17 protein-coding genes are annotated in these 14,089 nt (G+C 72.4%); 9 read left to right on the top strand and 8 right to left on the bottom strand.

Annotated elements, in window-relative coordinates:
* Nucleotides 1-4: 4 nt before the first annotated feature.
* The 3 genes from ABZV77_RS00230 to ABZV77_RS00220 form a co-directional block, all read right to left on the bottom strand.
* Nucleotides 5-1,810 carry an SGNH/GDSL hydrolase family protein gene (locus ABZV77_RS00230; RefSeq protein WP_356248672.1) on the bottom strand — a complete coding sequence of 602 codons (1,806 nt, stop codon included), beginning with the start codon at nucleotides 1,808-1,810 and terminating at the stop codon, nucleotides 5-7.
* 81 nt (nucleotides 1,811-1,891) lie between these two features.
* Nucleotides 1,892-2,551: a response regulator transcription factor gene (locus tag ABZV77_RS00225; RefSeq protein WP_356248670.1), complete on the bottom strand. Its 660-nt coding sequence runs from the start codon at nucleotides 2,549-2,551 to the stop codon at nucleotides 1,892-1,894.
* Nucleotides 2,548-3,780 carry a sensor histidine kinase gene (locus ABZV77_RS00220; protein WP_356248668.1) on the bottom strand — a complete coding sequence of 411 codons (1,233 nt, stop codon included), beginning with the start codon at nucleotides 3,778-3,780 and terminating at the stop codon, nucleotides 2,548-2,550. The genes ABZV77_RS00225 and ABZV77_RS00220 overlap by 4 nt, the downstream gene beginning before the upstream one ends.
* Before the next feature lie 133 nt (nucleotides 3,781-3,913).
* On the opposite strand from ABZV77_RS00220, the gene ABZV77_RS00215 reads away from it, so the two are divergent.
* Nucleotides 3,914-4,870, top strand: a complete 957-nt coding sequence (locus tag ABZV77_RS00215) for an ATP-binding cassette domain-containing protein (protein WP_356248666.1) — start codon at nucleotides 3,914-3,916, stop codon at nucleotides 4,868-4,870.
* Nucleotides 4,867-5,679 (top strand): ABC transporter permease, encoded by an 813-nt coding sequence (locus ABZV77_RS00210; protein WP_356248664.1) that lies wholly within the window; start codon nucleotides 4,867-4,869, stop codon nucleotides 5,677-5,679. The genes ABZV77_RS00215 and ABZV77_RS00210 overlap by 4 nt, the downstream gene beginning before the upstream one ends.
* Nucleotides 5,680-5,709: 30 nt before the next feature.
* Here the strand turns inward: ABZV77_RS00210 and ABZV77_RS00205 are convergent, their stop codons facing one another.
* From ABZV77_RS00205 to ABZV77_RS00185, 5 genes are all read right to left on the bottom strand, one after another.
* The gene (locus ABZV77_RS00205) at nucleotides 5,710-6,135 is read right to left on the bottom strand and encodes a hypothetical protein (RefSeq protein WP_356248662.1); all 426 of its coding nucleotides are present in this window, start codon (nucleotides 6,133-6,135) and stop codon (nucleotides 5,710-5,712) included.
* The gene (locus ABZV77_RS00200) at nucleotides 6,132-6,743 is read right to left on the bottom strand and encodes a PRC-barrel domain-containing protein (protein ID WP_356248660.1); all 612 of its coding nucleotides are present in this window, start codon (nucleotides 6,741-6,743) and stop codon (nucleotides 6,132-6,134) included. The genes ABZV77_RS00205 and ABZV77_RS00200 overlap by 4 nt, the downstream gene beginning before the upstream one ends.
* On the bottom strand, nucleotides 6,740-6,886 hold the full coding sequence (locus ABZV77_RS00195; RefSeq protein WP_356248658.1) for a hypothetical protein: 147 nt from the start codon (nucleotides 6,884-6,886) through the stop codon (nucleotides 6,740-6,742). Before ABZV77_RS00195 ends, ABZV77_RS00200 begins: the two co-directional genes overlap by 4 nt.
* 111 nt (nucleotides 6,887-6,997) lie before the next feature.
* Nucleotides 6,998-7,408 (bottom strand): ATP-binding protein, encoded by a 411-nt coding sequence (locus ABZV77_RS00190; RefSeq protein WP_356248656.1) that lies wholly within the window; start codon nucleotides 7,406-7,408, stop codon nucleotides 6,998-7,000.
* A 102-nt stretch (nucleotides 7,409-7,510) separates the two neighbouring features.
* Complete coding sequence (locus tag ABZV77_RS00185) at nucleotides 7,511-8,677, bottom strand: PP2C family protein-serine/threonine phosphatase (protein WP_356248654.1); 1,167 nt, start codon at nucleotides 8,675-8,677, stop codon at nucleotides 7,511-7,513.
* 109 nt (nucleotides 8,678-8,786) lie between these two features.
* Here ABZV77_RS00185 and ABZV77_RS00180 point away from each other — a divergent pair, with 109 nt between their 5' ends.
* The 7 genes from ABZV77_RS00180 to ABZV77_RS00150 all read left to right on the top strand — a co-directional run bounded on the left by ABZV77_RS00180 (nucleotide 8,787) and on the right by ABZV77_RS00150 (nucleotide 14,032).
* On the top strand, nucleotides 8,787-9,293 hold the full coding sequence (locus ABZV77_RS00180) for a MarR family transcriptional regulator (protein WP_356248652.1): 507 nt from the start codon (nucleotides 8,787-8,789) through the stop codon (nucleotides 9,291-9,293).
* 184 nt (nucleotides 9,294-9,477) lie between these two features.
* On the top strand, nucleotides 9,478-10,359 hold the full coding sequence (locus tag ABZV77_RS00175; protein WP_356248650.1) for an STAS domain-containing protein: 882 nt from the start codon (nucleotides 9,478-9,480) through the stop codon (nucleotides 10,357-10,359).
* Nucleotides 10,356-10,763 (top strand): STAS domain-containing protein, encoded by a 408-nt coding sequence (locus ABZV77_RS00170; RefSeq protein ID WP_356248648.1) that lies wholly within the window; start codon nucleotides 10,356-10,358, stop codon nucleotides 10,761-10,763. Before ABZV77_RS00175 ends, ABZV77_RS00170 begins: the two co-directional genes overlap by 4 nt.
* A gap of 19 nt (nucleotides 10,764-10,782) precedes the next feature.
* The gene (locus tag ABZV77_RS00165; protein ID WP_356250087.1) at nucleotides 10,783-11,226 is read left to right on the top strand and encodes an anti-sigma regulatory factor; all 444 of its coding nucleotides are present in this window, start codon (nucleotides 10,783-10,785) and stop codon (nucleotides 11,224-11,226) included.
* Nucleotides 11,223-12,233 (top strand): SpoIIE family protein phosphatase, encoded by a 1,011-nt coding sequence (locus ABZV77_RS00160; protein ID WP_356248646.1) that lies wholly within the window; start codon nucleotides 11,223-11,225, stop codon nucleotides 12,231-12,233. The genes ABZV77_RS00165 and ABZV77_RS00160 overlap by 4 nt, the downstream gene beginning before the upstream one ends.
* Complete coding sequence (locus ABZV77_RS00155) at nucleotides 12,230-13,516, top strand: PP2C family protein-serine/threonine phosphatase (RefSeq protein WP_356248644.1); 1,287 nt, start codon at nucleotides 12,230-12,232, stop codon at nucleotides 13,514-13,516. The genes ABZV77_RS00160 and ABZV77_RS00155 overlap by 4 nt, the downstream gene beginning before the upstream one ends.
* Nucleotides 13,517-13,588: 72 nt before the next feature.
* Complete coding sequence (locus ABZV77_RS00150; RefSeq protein WP_356248643.1) at nucleotides 13,589-14,032, top strand: DUF6278 family protein; 444 nt, start codon at nucleotides 13,589-13,591, stop codon at nucleotides 14,030-14,032.
* Nucleotides 14,033-14,089: the final 57 nt, after the last annotated feature.

Raw genomic sequence — 14,089 nt, 5'->3', positions numbered from 1 at the left:
GACCTCAGGGCACGAGCAGGCGCAGGTCCACGGACTCCGCCAGTGCGGCCAGGCCCGTGTCGCCCGGATGCAGATGGTCCCCGCTGTCGTAGGCGGGGAGGATCCGCGCCGGGTGCGCGGGATCCCGCAGCACCGCGTCGAAGTCGAGCACGGCGTCGAAGTCGTCCCCGCCCCGCAGATAGGCGTTGACGGCCTCGCGCTGTGCATTCGCGGCCGCCGTGCACAGGGACTCGCCCTCGCACGGCGCGATCGTCGCCGCCACGGTCCGCAGCCCGCGCGCCCGTGCGCGGTCCGCGACCTCCCGGAGTCCGGCGATCACCTGGTCCGCCGAGGCGCCCCAGCGCACGTCGTTGATCCCCTCGAAGACGACGACGGTCCGCGCCGACGTCTGGGCGAGGACGTCGCGGTCCAGGCGGTGCAGGGCGCTCACGCCGCCCGTGTCGGTGGAGACGCCGTCCCCGGGGTAGCGGTCGGCGACCACGCGGTTCGCGGAGATGCCCTGGTTGAGCACGCCGTACCGAGGGACTTCCGACTGGTTCAGGAGCCGCGTCGCAAGGACGTTGGGCCAGCGCCGATTGGCGTCCTGCGTCGACTTCACGCCGTCGGTGATCGAGTCGCCGAGCAGCACCACGGACCCGGGCCCGCCGCTGACGTCGACGCCCGTGAGCAGCGGCCATGTGGTGATCGTCGAGGTGTACGCCGCCGGGGAGCCGTCCGCCGCGTGGTCGCCGGGGCCGCTGACGTACGACTGCTGGATGGCCTGGCTGTGCACGGGCGCCGCCACCACGGGGTCGGGCAGGTGGAAGCTGACCAGGAGATTCGCGTTGGCCGGGACGTCGAAGTCGAGGGGGTCGCTGAATGCCTGGGCGCCCGCCGGGAGCTCCGTGCCTTGTGCGCCGCCGAAGGACAGCCGCCGCGGCTCGCCCCGCGCCCCCGCCCCCGACTCCTGCACCGCCACCGTCGAGCCGCCGATCCGCACCGGGGCCGCCGCGAAGGTGTTGTCGAGCCGGATGCGCACCCGCGGCCCGCCCGTGCTCGTGTGCACGACGAGCCGCACCGTCCGGTCGGCCCAGGGCCCCACCGCCGTGTACCCCGCGGTCGACGCCGACCAGGTGCCCGTCCAGCCCTTCGTCCCGGCCCGCACCGACAGGGCGAACACATGCAGATCCGCGGCGCCCGGGTCGCGCGGCAGGTACACCGATGCGACCTCGCGCCCGCGGGCCAGCGGCACCGTCACCACGTACAGCCGTGCCTTCTCGGCGAGTTGGCCGCCGGGCGTGTTGATGTGCGGCAGGGCGACGGACTTCGTGGCGAGCGGGCCGGAGCGCCAGTCCGGCGCGCTGAGCCGGTAGCTGCCGCGTGAGCCGTCCCGGTAGTGGACCGTTCCCGTGCCGCTCGCGTCGCCGCCCGTGCCTGCGACCAGGAAGGCGAGGGCGTCGCCGCGGCCGCGCACCCGCACCGGCTGACCGTCGGCGCGCACGTTGTCCGGCGTGCCCGGCGCGGTGCGCGGCCAGGTGAGGCGGGCCCCGTCAACGGCAAGGGACCGCCCGGGAGTCCAGCCCGCGGCGTCGAGGTCCCGGGCGGACAGGGAGCCGCCCGTTCCGTCGAAGTCCGCGTCGGCGGGACGGGTGTCGTCGCTGACCGCGCGGTTGTCGAAGAGCCGCTCCAGGGGGAGCGGCCCGGGTCTGTGCGGCGCCGCGGCCTGCGCCGAGGGCACCGGTACCAGGCCCGTGAACAGGGCGAGCGCGGCGGCCGCCCCCCAGATACGTCGGCGCACGACAGTCCCCTCCCGCGTTGGCAGATGCGCCATGAAGCTAAGGAGGCGCGGGAGGCGAGTCAATGAGGGACGCGTGAACACGACGCGAACTCACCGGAAGGGAAGAGGGGGCCGTCAGCGATCCGCCGACACGAGCCCCTTCTCGTACGCGATGATCACCAGCTGCACCCGGTCCCTGGCGTCGAGCTTCGCCAGCAGCCGGGTCAGATACGTCTTCGCGGTGGCGACGCTCAGACAGAGCTCCGCGGCTATCTCGGTGTTCGAGAGGCCGCGGCCCACCAGGGTGAGCACCTCGCGCTCGCGGTCCGTGATGCCGGAGATCGCCGCCCCGCGCGGCGGCGCGGACTCGGGGCGTCCCGCGAACTCCTTGATGAGGCGGCGCGTGACGCTCGGCGCGATCAGTCCGTCGCCGGTCGCGACGGTGCGCACCGCCGCCAGGATGTCGTCCAGGGCCATGTCCTTGACGAGGAATCCGGCGGCGCCCGCGCGCAGCGCCCCGTACACGTAATCGTCGTCGTCGAACGTGGTCAGGATGACGACGTGCGCGGGCGCGGCGCCCGACGTGATCTGCCGGGTCGCCTCGATGCCGTCCGTGCCCGGCATCCGGATGTCCATCACCACGACGTCCGGGCGCAGTTCGGCGCAGCGCCGGACCGCCTCGTCGCCCGAGGCGGCCTCGCCCGCGACCTCGATGTCCGGGGCCTCGGTGATGACCATGCTCAGGGCGGTGCGGACGAGGGGCTGGTCGTCGACCAGCAGGACGCGGATCGTCACCGGGCACCCGCCGTGGCCGGTACCGGCAGCCGGGCGCTCACCAGGAAGCCCCCGCCGGTGCGCGGAGCGGCGCTGAACTCGCCGTGCAGCAGTGCGACTCGCTCGCCCATGCCGACCAGGCCGAATCCGGTGCCGTGGGCGGGCGCGGCGCCGCCCCTTCCGCTGTCCTCGATCTCGATGGTGAGCTCCTCTTCGCGGCAGTCCACGGACACGGTGCAGGACGTGACGCCCGCGTGCCGCACCACATTGGTGACGGATTCCTGGATGATGCGGAACGCCGACAGGTCGATGTCCGCGGGCAGCGGCCGCCGTTCGCCCCGCCACACCACGTCCACGCGCACCCCGGCGGCCGTCGTCGACGCGGCCAGCCTGTCGACGTCCGCGAGCCCTTCGGCCGGTCCGCGCGGCACCGGCTCCCGGTCCGGGCCCCGGCCGGGCTCCGTCTCCCGCAGCGCGACCAGCATCCGCCGCAGCCCGGCCAGTGTGTCCCGGCCCGCCTTCTCCACGGCGGTCATCGCCTCGCGCGCACCGGCAGGCTGGGTCTCGACGACCCGGGCGGCCGCGCCCGCCTGGAGGGCGATGATGCCGATGCTGTGGGCCACCGTGTCGTGCATCTCCCGGGCGATGCGCAGCCGTTCGGCGGTGACGGCCTGCGCGGCGGCCTGCGCGCCGAGCCGCTCCGTGTAGGCGCGGGTCCTGCTCACCGAGTTGCCGACCAGCCAGGCGACGGCGGCCGTCAGTACGAAGATCTGCCAGTCCGACCAGCTGGAGGTGATGGTGTGTTCGAGGCGCAGGGGGAGTCCGAGCGCCTGGCGCAGGAACGCGTAGCCCGGCAGGACGCAGAGGGCCAGGGCGACGGCGGCGATGTGGTCCCGGCGCGTGCCGGTCGCCACGACGTAGCCCATGGCGATGTCGACCGCCGCATACTGCAGGAACCCGATGTTCGTCTCGCCGATCGCGAGGGTCGCGGCGAACGAGGCGACGATCAGCAGCCCCAGACAGACCAGGGGGCGGCGGCTCAGCAGCCGCCCCGCGGACAGCGCCGTCCCGACGGCCGCGGCCACGAGCAGCCACTCCCACGGCCCGGGCTCCGGCTCCGCGCTCGTCGGCAGCCACGAGACCCCGAAGTCGTCACGCGCGCCGAAAGCCATGCCGAGGCACCAGGACACGGCCACCCACACACCGGGCGGCGCGTGCTTGAGCAGGGGGAACGACGGGGTGGCTGACATGCGCCGATCGTAGCCAGGGGGACTCGTACAGGGAATCGACCCACGGTTGTACAACCACGGTCGACAGCCGCCCCGGCAAGTGTCGGCGCAGGGCCGACGACGCGCGGGGGCCGCGCACGGCACCGTGGTCCTCGTGATCGAAGTCAATGAACTGACGAAGCGATACGGCACCCGGAGTGCGGTGAACTCCCTTACGTTCCAGGTGCGTTCGGGTCTGGTGACCGGTTTTCTCGGCCCGAACGGCGCCGGGAAGTCCACGACTCTGCGCCTGATCCTGGGCCTCGACGGCCCCACCGGCGGCTCCGTCACCGTCGCGGGGCGGCCGTTCCGGGAACGGGCGCGCGGCCTGCGCCACGTCGGTGCGCTCCTCGACGCGGGCGACGTGCACGGCGGCCACACCGCGCACGCCCACCTCCGCGTCCTCGCCCGCAGCAACCGCATCCCGCGCACCCGGGTCGACGAGGTCCTCGCGGAGGTCGGCCTCACGGATGCCGCACGGCGCCGTGTCGCGGGCTTCTCCCTCGGCATGCGGCAACGCCTCGGCATCGCCGCCGCGCTGCTCGGCGACCCTCCGGTCCTGCTCTTCGACGAACCGCTCAACGGCCTGGACCCCGAGGGCGTGCAGTGGGTCCGCGGGCTGTTCCGGCGCCTTGCCGCCGAGGGCCGCACCGTGTTCGTCTCCAGCCACCTCATGTCCGAGATGGAGCACACCGCCGACGACCTGGTCGTCATCGGCCGCGGCGAGCTCATCGCCGCGGAGAGCCTCGACGCGTTCGCGGGCCGCTCCGGCCGCCGCACCGTGACCGTGCGGACGCCTGACGCGCCCACGCTGACACCGCTGCTGACCGCCGAGGGCGCCTCGGTGGGCGCCGACGGCGACGGGCGGCTCGTCGTGAGCGGCCTCGACGCGCCCCGCATCGGCGAACTCGCCCTCCACCACCGGATCCCGCTGCACGAACTGACCACGCGCACGGCCTCCTTGGAGGAGGCGTTCATGGAACTGACCGCCGACAGCCTCGAATACCCGACACTCGATCGCCCGACAATCGAGCACCCGGCACTCAAGTACCCGACAGGAGAACCCCGATGACCCGGTCGGCCGATGCCCGGTTCGGCGACCTCGTCGCCGCCGAGTGGCTCAAGCTCCGTTCGCTGCGTTCCACCGGCTGGTCGCTGCTGATCGCCGGGCTCGCCGTCCTGGCCCTCAACGCCGGTACGGCGTACGACACGTACCGCTACTGGTCGGAGAACAGTGCGGCCGACGGGGCCCGCTTCGTTCGCGACGGCATACCGCTGCAGGAAGCCTTCACCGTCAACTCCGCGCTGGTCCTGATGCTCTCGGCCGGGGCCGTCGGCGCCCTCTCGCTGGTCGCGGAGTTCCGGACCGGGCTGATCCGCACGACGTTCGCGGCCGTACCCGCCCGACGCCAGCTGATGGCGGCCAAGGTCACGGTGGTCGCCGCGGTCATGACCGTCTTCGGCGCGGTCGTCGCGGGCTGCTCCTTCTGGCTGACCCAGGCCATCCTGTCCGGCAGGGGAGTCGGCGTCCCGATCGGCCACCCCGGCGCGTGGCGGCTCGTCATCGCGTCCGGGCTGCTCGCACCGGTGTCCGCGCTGGCCGGAATGGCGCTCGCCGCGCTCCTGAGGCACGGCGGCACCACGCTGGTCGTCACCTTCGTGCTGCTGCTCCTGCTGCCCATCGCGCTCAGCGACGACCGGTACTGGACGGCGGTCCTCGACCACACGATGCCGTACGAGGCGTGGCTGCGGCTCGCCGAGGGCGGCGCCGTCGACTCCCGTCACCCGTGGACGTCCACGGGTGCGTGGCTGGTCCTTGCCGTCTGGCCACTGGCCGCGGCGACGGCCGCCGTCCTCACGGTGGACCGCCGCGACGTCTGAGGGACCCGCTCCGGCATCCGATCGGAAGGGTCAGACGCGGACCACCACGGCGTACGAGCCGACGCCGAGCAGCCGGTGACCGGGGATGCGTTCGCCGCGCGAGCTGTGGAGGGTGTCGATGCGGCCGGAATCCGGGTCGAAGGCGACGTCGGCGAGGGTCCCGACGGCGTCGCCGAGCTCCGTCAACAGGCGCTTGCCGAGCAGCTCCTGGCTCTCGGAGGAGTCCGTGGAGGCGAACCGGGCCGCCGAGGCCGCCCCGATGACCACCGCGTCCGGCCCCACCGCGTGCACGTCCGCCCAGGCGACGACGTCGGCGCCGCCCTTGACCCCGTCCAGCCGGACAGCGGTGATCAGGGCCTCTTCCGGCGCGAGGACCAGACCGGCCACCGTGCCGACCTGAGCGGCGTCCGCCGAGCTGACGACCGGGCGGCCCACGGCCTGGCTGAGCAGCATCATGAGGTCCGCTCCTCACCCGTGACACGGGGTCCGCCCGGACCGGTGAGCCGCTTGCGCCACAACGCCGTGGCCAGTTGGCCGAGTTCCTCGACGACGTGCTCGGTGTCCTGCGCGGGGACCAGCAACGTGTCGCCGGTCAGGGCGGGGCGGCCGCCGAGCGGCAGGAACACCTTGCGCCCGTGCCTGCCCAGCGCCTCCGTGGAGGTCATCGCGACGCCGACCACCCGCCCCTCGGGGCCCGCCTCGACCACCACGTCCAGCACGGTGCCCACCTGCACCCCACGGTCCGTCAGCACGCGCGCCCCGCGGACCAGGCTGCCGGAGGCCTCCTCCCAGGAGGCGACGGCGGCCTTGCCCTCCAGCGCCTCGGCCGAGGTGATCATCACGGCGTCCACGCCCAGGGCGTGCACCGCGGACCACGGCAGGCTCTTGCGCAGCGGGCCGGACAGCAGCCCCCGCCCGGCCAGCGTGAACCCGGCGATCCGGCCGCCCGCGCCGTCGAGCACGACATCCTTGACCTGGGCCACCGCCTCGCCGCCCAACGTGACCACGGGACGCTTGGTGAGGTCACCGGCCGGCATCAACGCCGCCGGGACGGAGGCCGTCACCGGACCCTCCCCCGCCCGGGCCGCCGACCGCGCCGCACCACGATCACGCCCCCGCTGCGCCGCCGGGCCTGCACGCCGACCAACGCGGCGACCAGCAGACCCACCACGACGACCGCGGCGATCACATACGCCCACCAGACCATCGTCCACCTCCCGGAGTGACCAGGAACGAACCCATGGGGACCGGATACCCCGTGCCGGTCCACAGTCACCTGTGTCCTGAGGCGGCCCGCCCGCCGTGCGCAGTCGGCCCGCTACCGCGCGAGCTCCGCCCGGATGGTCTTGCTGGTCGCGTCGAGGCTGACGGTCACCACCCGCGCCAGGTGCTGGACCATCGGCCAGCCGAACCCGCCCGCATCGCCCGCGAGATCGGGCTCGCGCGCCTGCGGGAGCCGTGGGTCGGCGTCGGAGACCGCGACCGTGATGACGTCCCTGCGGGCCTGCAGGCGCAGGGAACAGAGGGTGCCGCGGGCATGCCGGACCACGTTGGTGACGAGCTCGGAGACGACGAGCTCGACGCTCGACGCGTTCTGGTCGCCGACCGCCGGATGGAGCCCGGCGACGAAGGCACGGGTGAGGTCCCGTGCGTCGGCGACCGCTTCGGGTCTCTTGTCGAACGTGGCCGTTTCCGGCGGTCGGGTGAGCGGTGCGCGCTGCGTCCGCATGAGACTCCTCCTTGCTCGGGACGGCCGTCCCGAAAGGAACGCCTGCCCGAACAATGGCGGATTCAACTCCCTCATTCCTGGCCGGTATGTGTCACGCCCGCCTCAGGGGCGTCCCCGCCAGTCCATGCACACGATCATGGCGTCGTCGTCGGCGTCGATGGGGCCGCGGTGGCCGGAGAGCTCATGGAGCACCGCGCGCGGAACCTGCGAGGGCGGCAGGAGACGGGTGCTCGTCATCGCCCGGGTGAGGGCGCGCTCGCTGTAGCGCTCGCCCGTCGGCGACGCCACGTCGTAGACACCGTCGCTGACGAACAGCAGCCGGTCGCCGGGCTCGACGCGGAAGCGCTCCACGGCGTAGGGCGTGTCCTCGGACATGCCGAGCGGCAGCTGCCCGTCCAGCTCTATGGGCTCGGCCTTGCCGCCGCGCACGCGCCACATCCGCGGGGAGCCCGCGTCGATGATCTGCGTTTCTCCCGTGGCGAGGTCGAAGCACAGGAGCAGCGTGGAGAGGTGCACGGCGCCTTGGTAGTGGCCGTAGACGGCCTGGTCGGCCAGGCAGGCCTGGTCGCTGAGCGACAGTCCGGCCCGGCGGGCGTTGCGCAGTGCGTTGACGGCCAGGTTGGTGAGGAGCGCGGCCTCGATGCCCTCGCCCATGCCGTTGGTGACGGTGAGGGTGAGCTGGTCGGCGGAGGTCGACCAGTCGAAGTTGTCGCCGTGGATCGCGTACGCCGGTTCGAGCTGGGCGCCGATGTCGTACTCGGGACGGGAGCAGGACCGGCCGGGCAGCAGCTGCCACTGCATCTCGGCGGCGAGGGTGAGCCGGTCGGCGCGGCGCGCCTGGAGGTAGAGGTCGGTGTCCCGCTCGGCCACGACGATCTCGTGACCGAGGACCTCGGCGACGTCACCGAGTTCGCGTACGACCGCGGTGTCGCAGGCATCCGCGGGGAGGCGGACGCTGAGGATGCCGATGCGGTCGCCGCGCACGCTCACCGGGAGGTGGACGGTGGCCGGAGCCCCGTGGGGGCCGGGCTCGATGTGCGGTTCCTGTGCGCCGAAGGCGCGTCCGGCCGGGCTGGTGTGGACCGCCACGGGTGCTGCCGTGTGCGGGAGCGCGTTGACCGGTTGGAGTATGGTCATCGCGTAGTCGGCCATGAGCAGGTCGACCGAGCAGGCTGTGTACTGCCCGATGAGCGCGTCCCGCACTGTTTCGAGAAGAGCGTGCGGTGCGGATTTGCGCAGGGCGCGTTCCACAGCCGTGAATCTGTCCACTTGTTGGGTACCACCTGTTCCGGTTCGGGTCGGGAGTGCGGGAAGGGGCCGAGCGTCCGCCATGCCTCAGCGACTGACAGGGCCATTGCGAAGTGTCACAGTTGAGGGCATGAACTCCGAAACTTCCGTCAGGGTCGACCAGGATGCGGCCGCGCATGCTGCCCGGGAAGTCATCGAATTGCTAGAGGTGCTGTGGAGCAGGGGCAGGGACATCGCCCCGACGGCACCCGTGTCGTCGTCACAGCTGCGGGTGCTTTACGTCCTGGACGGCGCTCAGGGCATCAATCTGCGGACGCTCGGTGAGTCCCTGGGGTCCGCGCCGTCTTCGGTGAGTCGTATGTGTGACCGCCTTCATGCCCTGGGCTTCATTGAGCGATCCCTCAGTTCAGCCAGCCGCCGCGAGCTCGAGCTGCGCTTGTCGAGCCGGGGAGAAAATTACCTCAACGAACTGAGAGCCCGCCGGGAGAGTGCGTTGCTGGACGCCATTTCGGCGATGCGGCCCGCGGAGCGTACCGCCCTGGTGAAGGGGCTGAGCGGCTTTCACCGGGCCGTGGAGGACACCGCGCCGGGGCGTTCCCGGGCCCAGGCACCCGACGGCGCAGTCGAGTCCGCTTGACGCGCGGCCCGGTCGGGCCGCGCGGTGCGTGCGGTGACGGCTCGTCCCCGCACGTGGGTTTACTCCCGGCACATCCAGGTACCCGCGTACGTCCGGCAGCCGACACAGGCCGGCCGTCCGCCTTCGAAGATCGCATACCTCGGCTAACATTTGCCATGCGACAACAATTGCTAAGGTGGATGGAATGAACTCCAGTGAGTCCGAAGCCCGGTTGCGCGTCGGCGCCGCCCTGCGCGAGCAGGGGGAGAAGGTCGCCGACCGTTGGGTGGCGCTCCAGACGGAACAGGCGGTCCTGGAGACCGGTGTCACCGAGGCCGAGCTGAACGAAGAAGCCGACTCCTTGGTCGACGCGCTGCTCGCCGGTCTCGAAACCGATCTCCCGGTGCAGGACGTGGTGGGCAAGCACCCCGGGCTGCGCCAGTGCGTCACGGATCTGTCGCTGCGCCGGGCGAGAGGCGGCGCGACCCCCACGGCGACCTCGCAGGCCGTGCTGACGCTCAAGGAAGCGCTGTTGGAGGCGGTCCAGCAGGAGACGCGGGACGTGACCGCGCTCTATCACGCCGCGCTGTTCATCAACCGCCTGCTCGACACGGCGGGCGCCCTGTCCTTCGACATCTACGTGGACGGGCGCGAGGAGATCATCCGGCGGCAGAGCCGCCAGCTCCTCGAAGTGTCCACCCCGGTGGTGCGCCTCTGGGACCACGTGCTCGCCGTGCCGCTGATCGGGACGCTCGACACCACCCGCACCCAGGTGGTGATGGAGAACCTGCTGGAGGCCATCGAGCGGGACGAGGCGCAGGTCGCGATCATCGACATCACCGGTGTGCCGACGGTGGACACCGCGGTGGCACACCACCTGATGCAGACGGTCAACGCCGTACGGCTGATGGGCGCCGACTGTGTGATCAGCGGCATCCGCCCGCCGATCGCCCAGATCATCGCCCAGCTCGGCATCGACCTGTCGGCCATCCTGACGCGGGCGACGCTGGCGGACGCACTCGCCGCCGCCATCCCGCTGCTCACGGACCACCCCACCCAGCGTGCCTCGCTCGCGGATGCGCGGTGAACGGGGGCTTGAGCGGTGTTCCGATCCTGCGCCTCGGTGACGTCCTGGTCACGGGCCTGCTCAACGAACTCGACGACAAGGCGGCCATCGCCTTCACCGAGGAGCTGACCGAGCGCATCGTCGCAGACCGTGCGCGGGCGATCCTCATCGACATCTCACGGCTCGAGATCATCGACTCGTTCGTGGCCCGCACGCTGATGGAACTGACCACCACGGCCCGGCTGCTCGGCGCCCGGGTGATCGTGGCCGGCATGCGGCCGGCCGTCGCCATCACTCTGGTGGAACTGGGCCTGCAGCTGTCCGGTGTGGAGACCACCCTCAACGCGGAGCAGGGAATGATCGCGTTGGGGTGGCAACCGGCTCCTCAACCCCCAAAGGGGGCCCCTGTTGTCCCTCTACGGTGACCTCGACAAGACGACCACCCTGCCCGCCCCCACGCGTTCAGGAAGCACCCCGGAAAGCGACGTCCGCACCGTCCACGCCATCCGCTCGGAGGAGGACCTGCTCACCGTGCGGCACGCGGTGCGGGACGCGACGCAGCGGGCAGGCTTCGGGCTCGTGGACCAGACGCGCATCGTCACCGCCGCCAGCGAACTGGCCCGCAATGCCTACGTGCACGGCGGGGGCGGCACCCTGTCCCTGGAGAACGTCCGGCAGGGCGACCGGCGAGGGCTGCGGCTCGCGGTGAGCGACCAAGGACCGGGCATCGCCGACGTCGACCAGGCGTTCGCCGACGGGTACACCACCGGTGCCGGACTGGGACACGGCCTGGGCGGCGCCCGCCGTCTCATGCACGAGTTCCAGGTGCAGACATCGCCGGGCCTCGGCACCACCATCACGGCCCTGCGCTGGAACGAACGGCGATGAACACCGGCTCGACGGCACGGACTCTGCACATCGACATAGACCACCCGAGCGCTGTGCAGAGCGCTGCCGACCACGCCCGCTCCCTCGCGACCGCCTGTGAGATGCCCGGGGCGCTGCCCGACCAGGCGGCCGTCCTCGCGAGCGAGCTGGCCAGCAACATCATCAAGCACGCCCGCAACGGCGCCCTGTTCGTCCAGCGCTCGCCCCTCGTCGGCGGCATGGACGTCATCGCCGTCGACAGCGGACCCGGCATGCCCGACATCGGACTGAGCCTCAGGGACGGGTACAGCACCACCAGAACGATGGGTGCGGGCCTCGGCGCCGCACGCCGGATCGCCACGGACTTCGCCATCCGCTCCGACGCGAGTCTCGGCACGCTCGCCCACGCCCGCCTGGCCCCGCCGGAGGCCCCACGCTCCCCGGCCGCCACGGGCGCACTGTGCCTGCCCGCCGACGGGGAGCAGACCAGCGGCGACGGATACGCCGTCGCCGAACAGGACGGCGTACGCACCGCGTTGGTCGTCGACGGCCTCGGCCACGGACCCGAGGCGGCCGCGGCGACCCAGCGGGCTGAGCGCACCTTCCTGGCCCACCCCCACGCCCCGCTGGCCGACATCCTGACCGCGCTGCACAAGGCGCTGAGGCACACGCGCGGCGCCGCCGTCGCCGTCCTCCGCGTCGCCGCCGGACGCGCCGAATACTGCGGAATCGGCAACGTCCGGGCAGTGACGCTGTCATCCGAAGGCGTCAACCACCAGCTCACGGGGCAGGCGGGGATCGTCGGATACACCCTGCCCACGCCGAGGAGCCGCTTCGTGGACCTGCCTCAGCACACCAGCGTCGTCCTGCACACCGACGGCATCGACCACCGGTGGGCCTACGCCCCCACGGCCGCGCGCCTCGCCCTGCCCCCGGCGCTCCTCGCGGCCTCGCTGGCCCACACGCACCGGCGCCGCCGCGACGATGCCACCGTCCTCGCTCTTGGCCCCCACCTGGGAATGAGATGACCCGCGAAACCGTCCGCACGCTCGCGGCCCTGCGGCACACCGTACGAAGCATCGCCATAGGACACCGGCTGCCCGCCGACGAACGGGCCCGCCTGGTCCAGTCGCTGACCGAAGTGGCCGCCCCGGTCCTCGGCGGCGGCCGTTCCGTCACCCTGCTGAGCGGGCGCGGCACCGACGAGGACGGCGTGCGCCTGCTGACGCTCGCGCTGCGCCTGCCGCGCCAGGGCTCCGGCGCGGCGGTGGCGACGGACCGCCTGCCGCTGCGCGCACAGACCCGGTCCGACGGCACCGTCGTGTGGCACCTGCCCCTGCCCGAGGGGCAGCCCGCGAGCCGTCCGCAGGCCACGCCCGCCGCGGCGACGCGGAACGGCGACGCCGACGTCGCGCTCCTGGAGGAGGAGCTCCGCGCGGCGCTGGCCCGCGCCGACGCCCTCGCCGACGAGCACCGCAGGCTCAAGGACGAGATGGCCGAGACCAACAGCGGGGTCCTTGCCCTGTACGTGCAGCTCGAAGAGCGCGACGAGCAACTGCGCACGGCGCACGGACGCACCCTGCGCGCCCTTGAGGACGCGCTGCGCCCCAGGCCGCTGCACGTCGCCGGTCTCGAGCTCGCGGTGCACTACGCCCCGGCCAGCGACGAGGCGCCGACCGGCGGGGACCTGTACGACTGGTTCACCCTCCCGGACGGCACCGTCCACGTCACCGTCGTCGACGCGCTCGGGCACGGCATCACCAGTACGCGCACCGCGCTGACCGTCACCCACGCGGTGCGCACCCTCGCCCTCGAAGGCCACCCGCTGGAGAGCATCGTGGCCCGCACCGACGGCATCCTGACGCCCTTCGACCAGAGCGTCATGGCCACCTTGCTGCTGGCCCGGCTCAACCCGGCGGACGGGCGGCTCGACCTGGCCAACGGCAGTCACCCGCCGGCCCTCCTCGCGCACGGCGACGGCACCGCGACCTACCTGGAGGTGCGCGGGCGCGGCGTCGGTTTCCCCCTGCCGGGCAGCGAACGCGTCCTGTCCACGCGGCTGGAGCCCGACGACGTGCTGCTGCTCTACACCGACGGCCTCACCGAGAGCCGCAGGGACCCGTGCGAGGGCGAGGCCCGGCTCAAGGACGCCCTGTGCCGCCACCGCGTACAGCCGACCGAGCGGATTCCCGGCCTGGTCGCCGAGGAACTGGTGAGCGAGGTGCTCCACCGGGACGACACCCTGGCGATCGCCGTGCGGCGCACGGGACCGGACCCGCGGCCCCGACAGCCTCCGGAGTCTCCGGAGTAGGGTGATTCGCCTGATTCCGTGATCAACTGATGCAAGATACATTCTTGGAAAAGGGACACGGAGAGGCCGATCATGAACATTCCGTTCCTCGACAACTGGCGCAGGCGGCACTCCGCGACGGACCGGGCCGAGGGGCTCGCGGCCGTGTTCGAGCAGGATCCGGAAGGCGTCGCCGCCCTGTTCTCCGAGTGTGAGCTGCTGCGCTCCCAGGCGAGTGCCGCGGGGCTCGAACTCGATGATTCCCCCGCGTCGTTGGCGGCTCTCGACCAGCTCCTGCCCCGCTGGCGCGACGATCCCGAACTGCTGCCGTGGCTCGGCAACGACGCGGGTCTCTATCTGGGCACCGTCGTGGTGCGGACCGTGCCGGGCGCGACCTGGCACGTGTGGCCCGGCGGCAGTCCCGTCGTGCGGCTGAAGACCGGGCGGGACATCCAGGTCGTCGAGGCGGGACTCGACTGGGCGGTGCACGGAGCGCCCGAGCTTTCGCAGGTCCATGCCGAGGCATCCGAGACGTAACCCGAATTGCCTCAAATACGGTTAATGCCCATAAGTGCGTGTCGTCCAGTAAGTCCC

The sequence above is a fragment of the Streptomyces sp. NPDC004732 genome, assembly GCF_040609235.1.
Lineage (GTDB): Bacteria > Actinomycetota > Actinomycetes > Streptomycetales > Streptomycetaceae > Streptomyces.
This window is presented reverse-complemented; position numbering and strand designations above follow the sequence as displayed.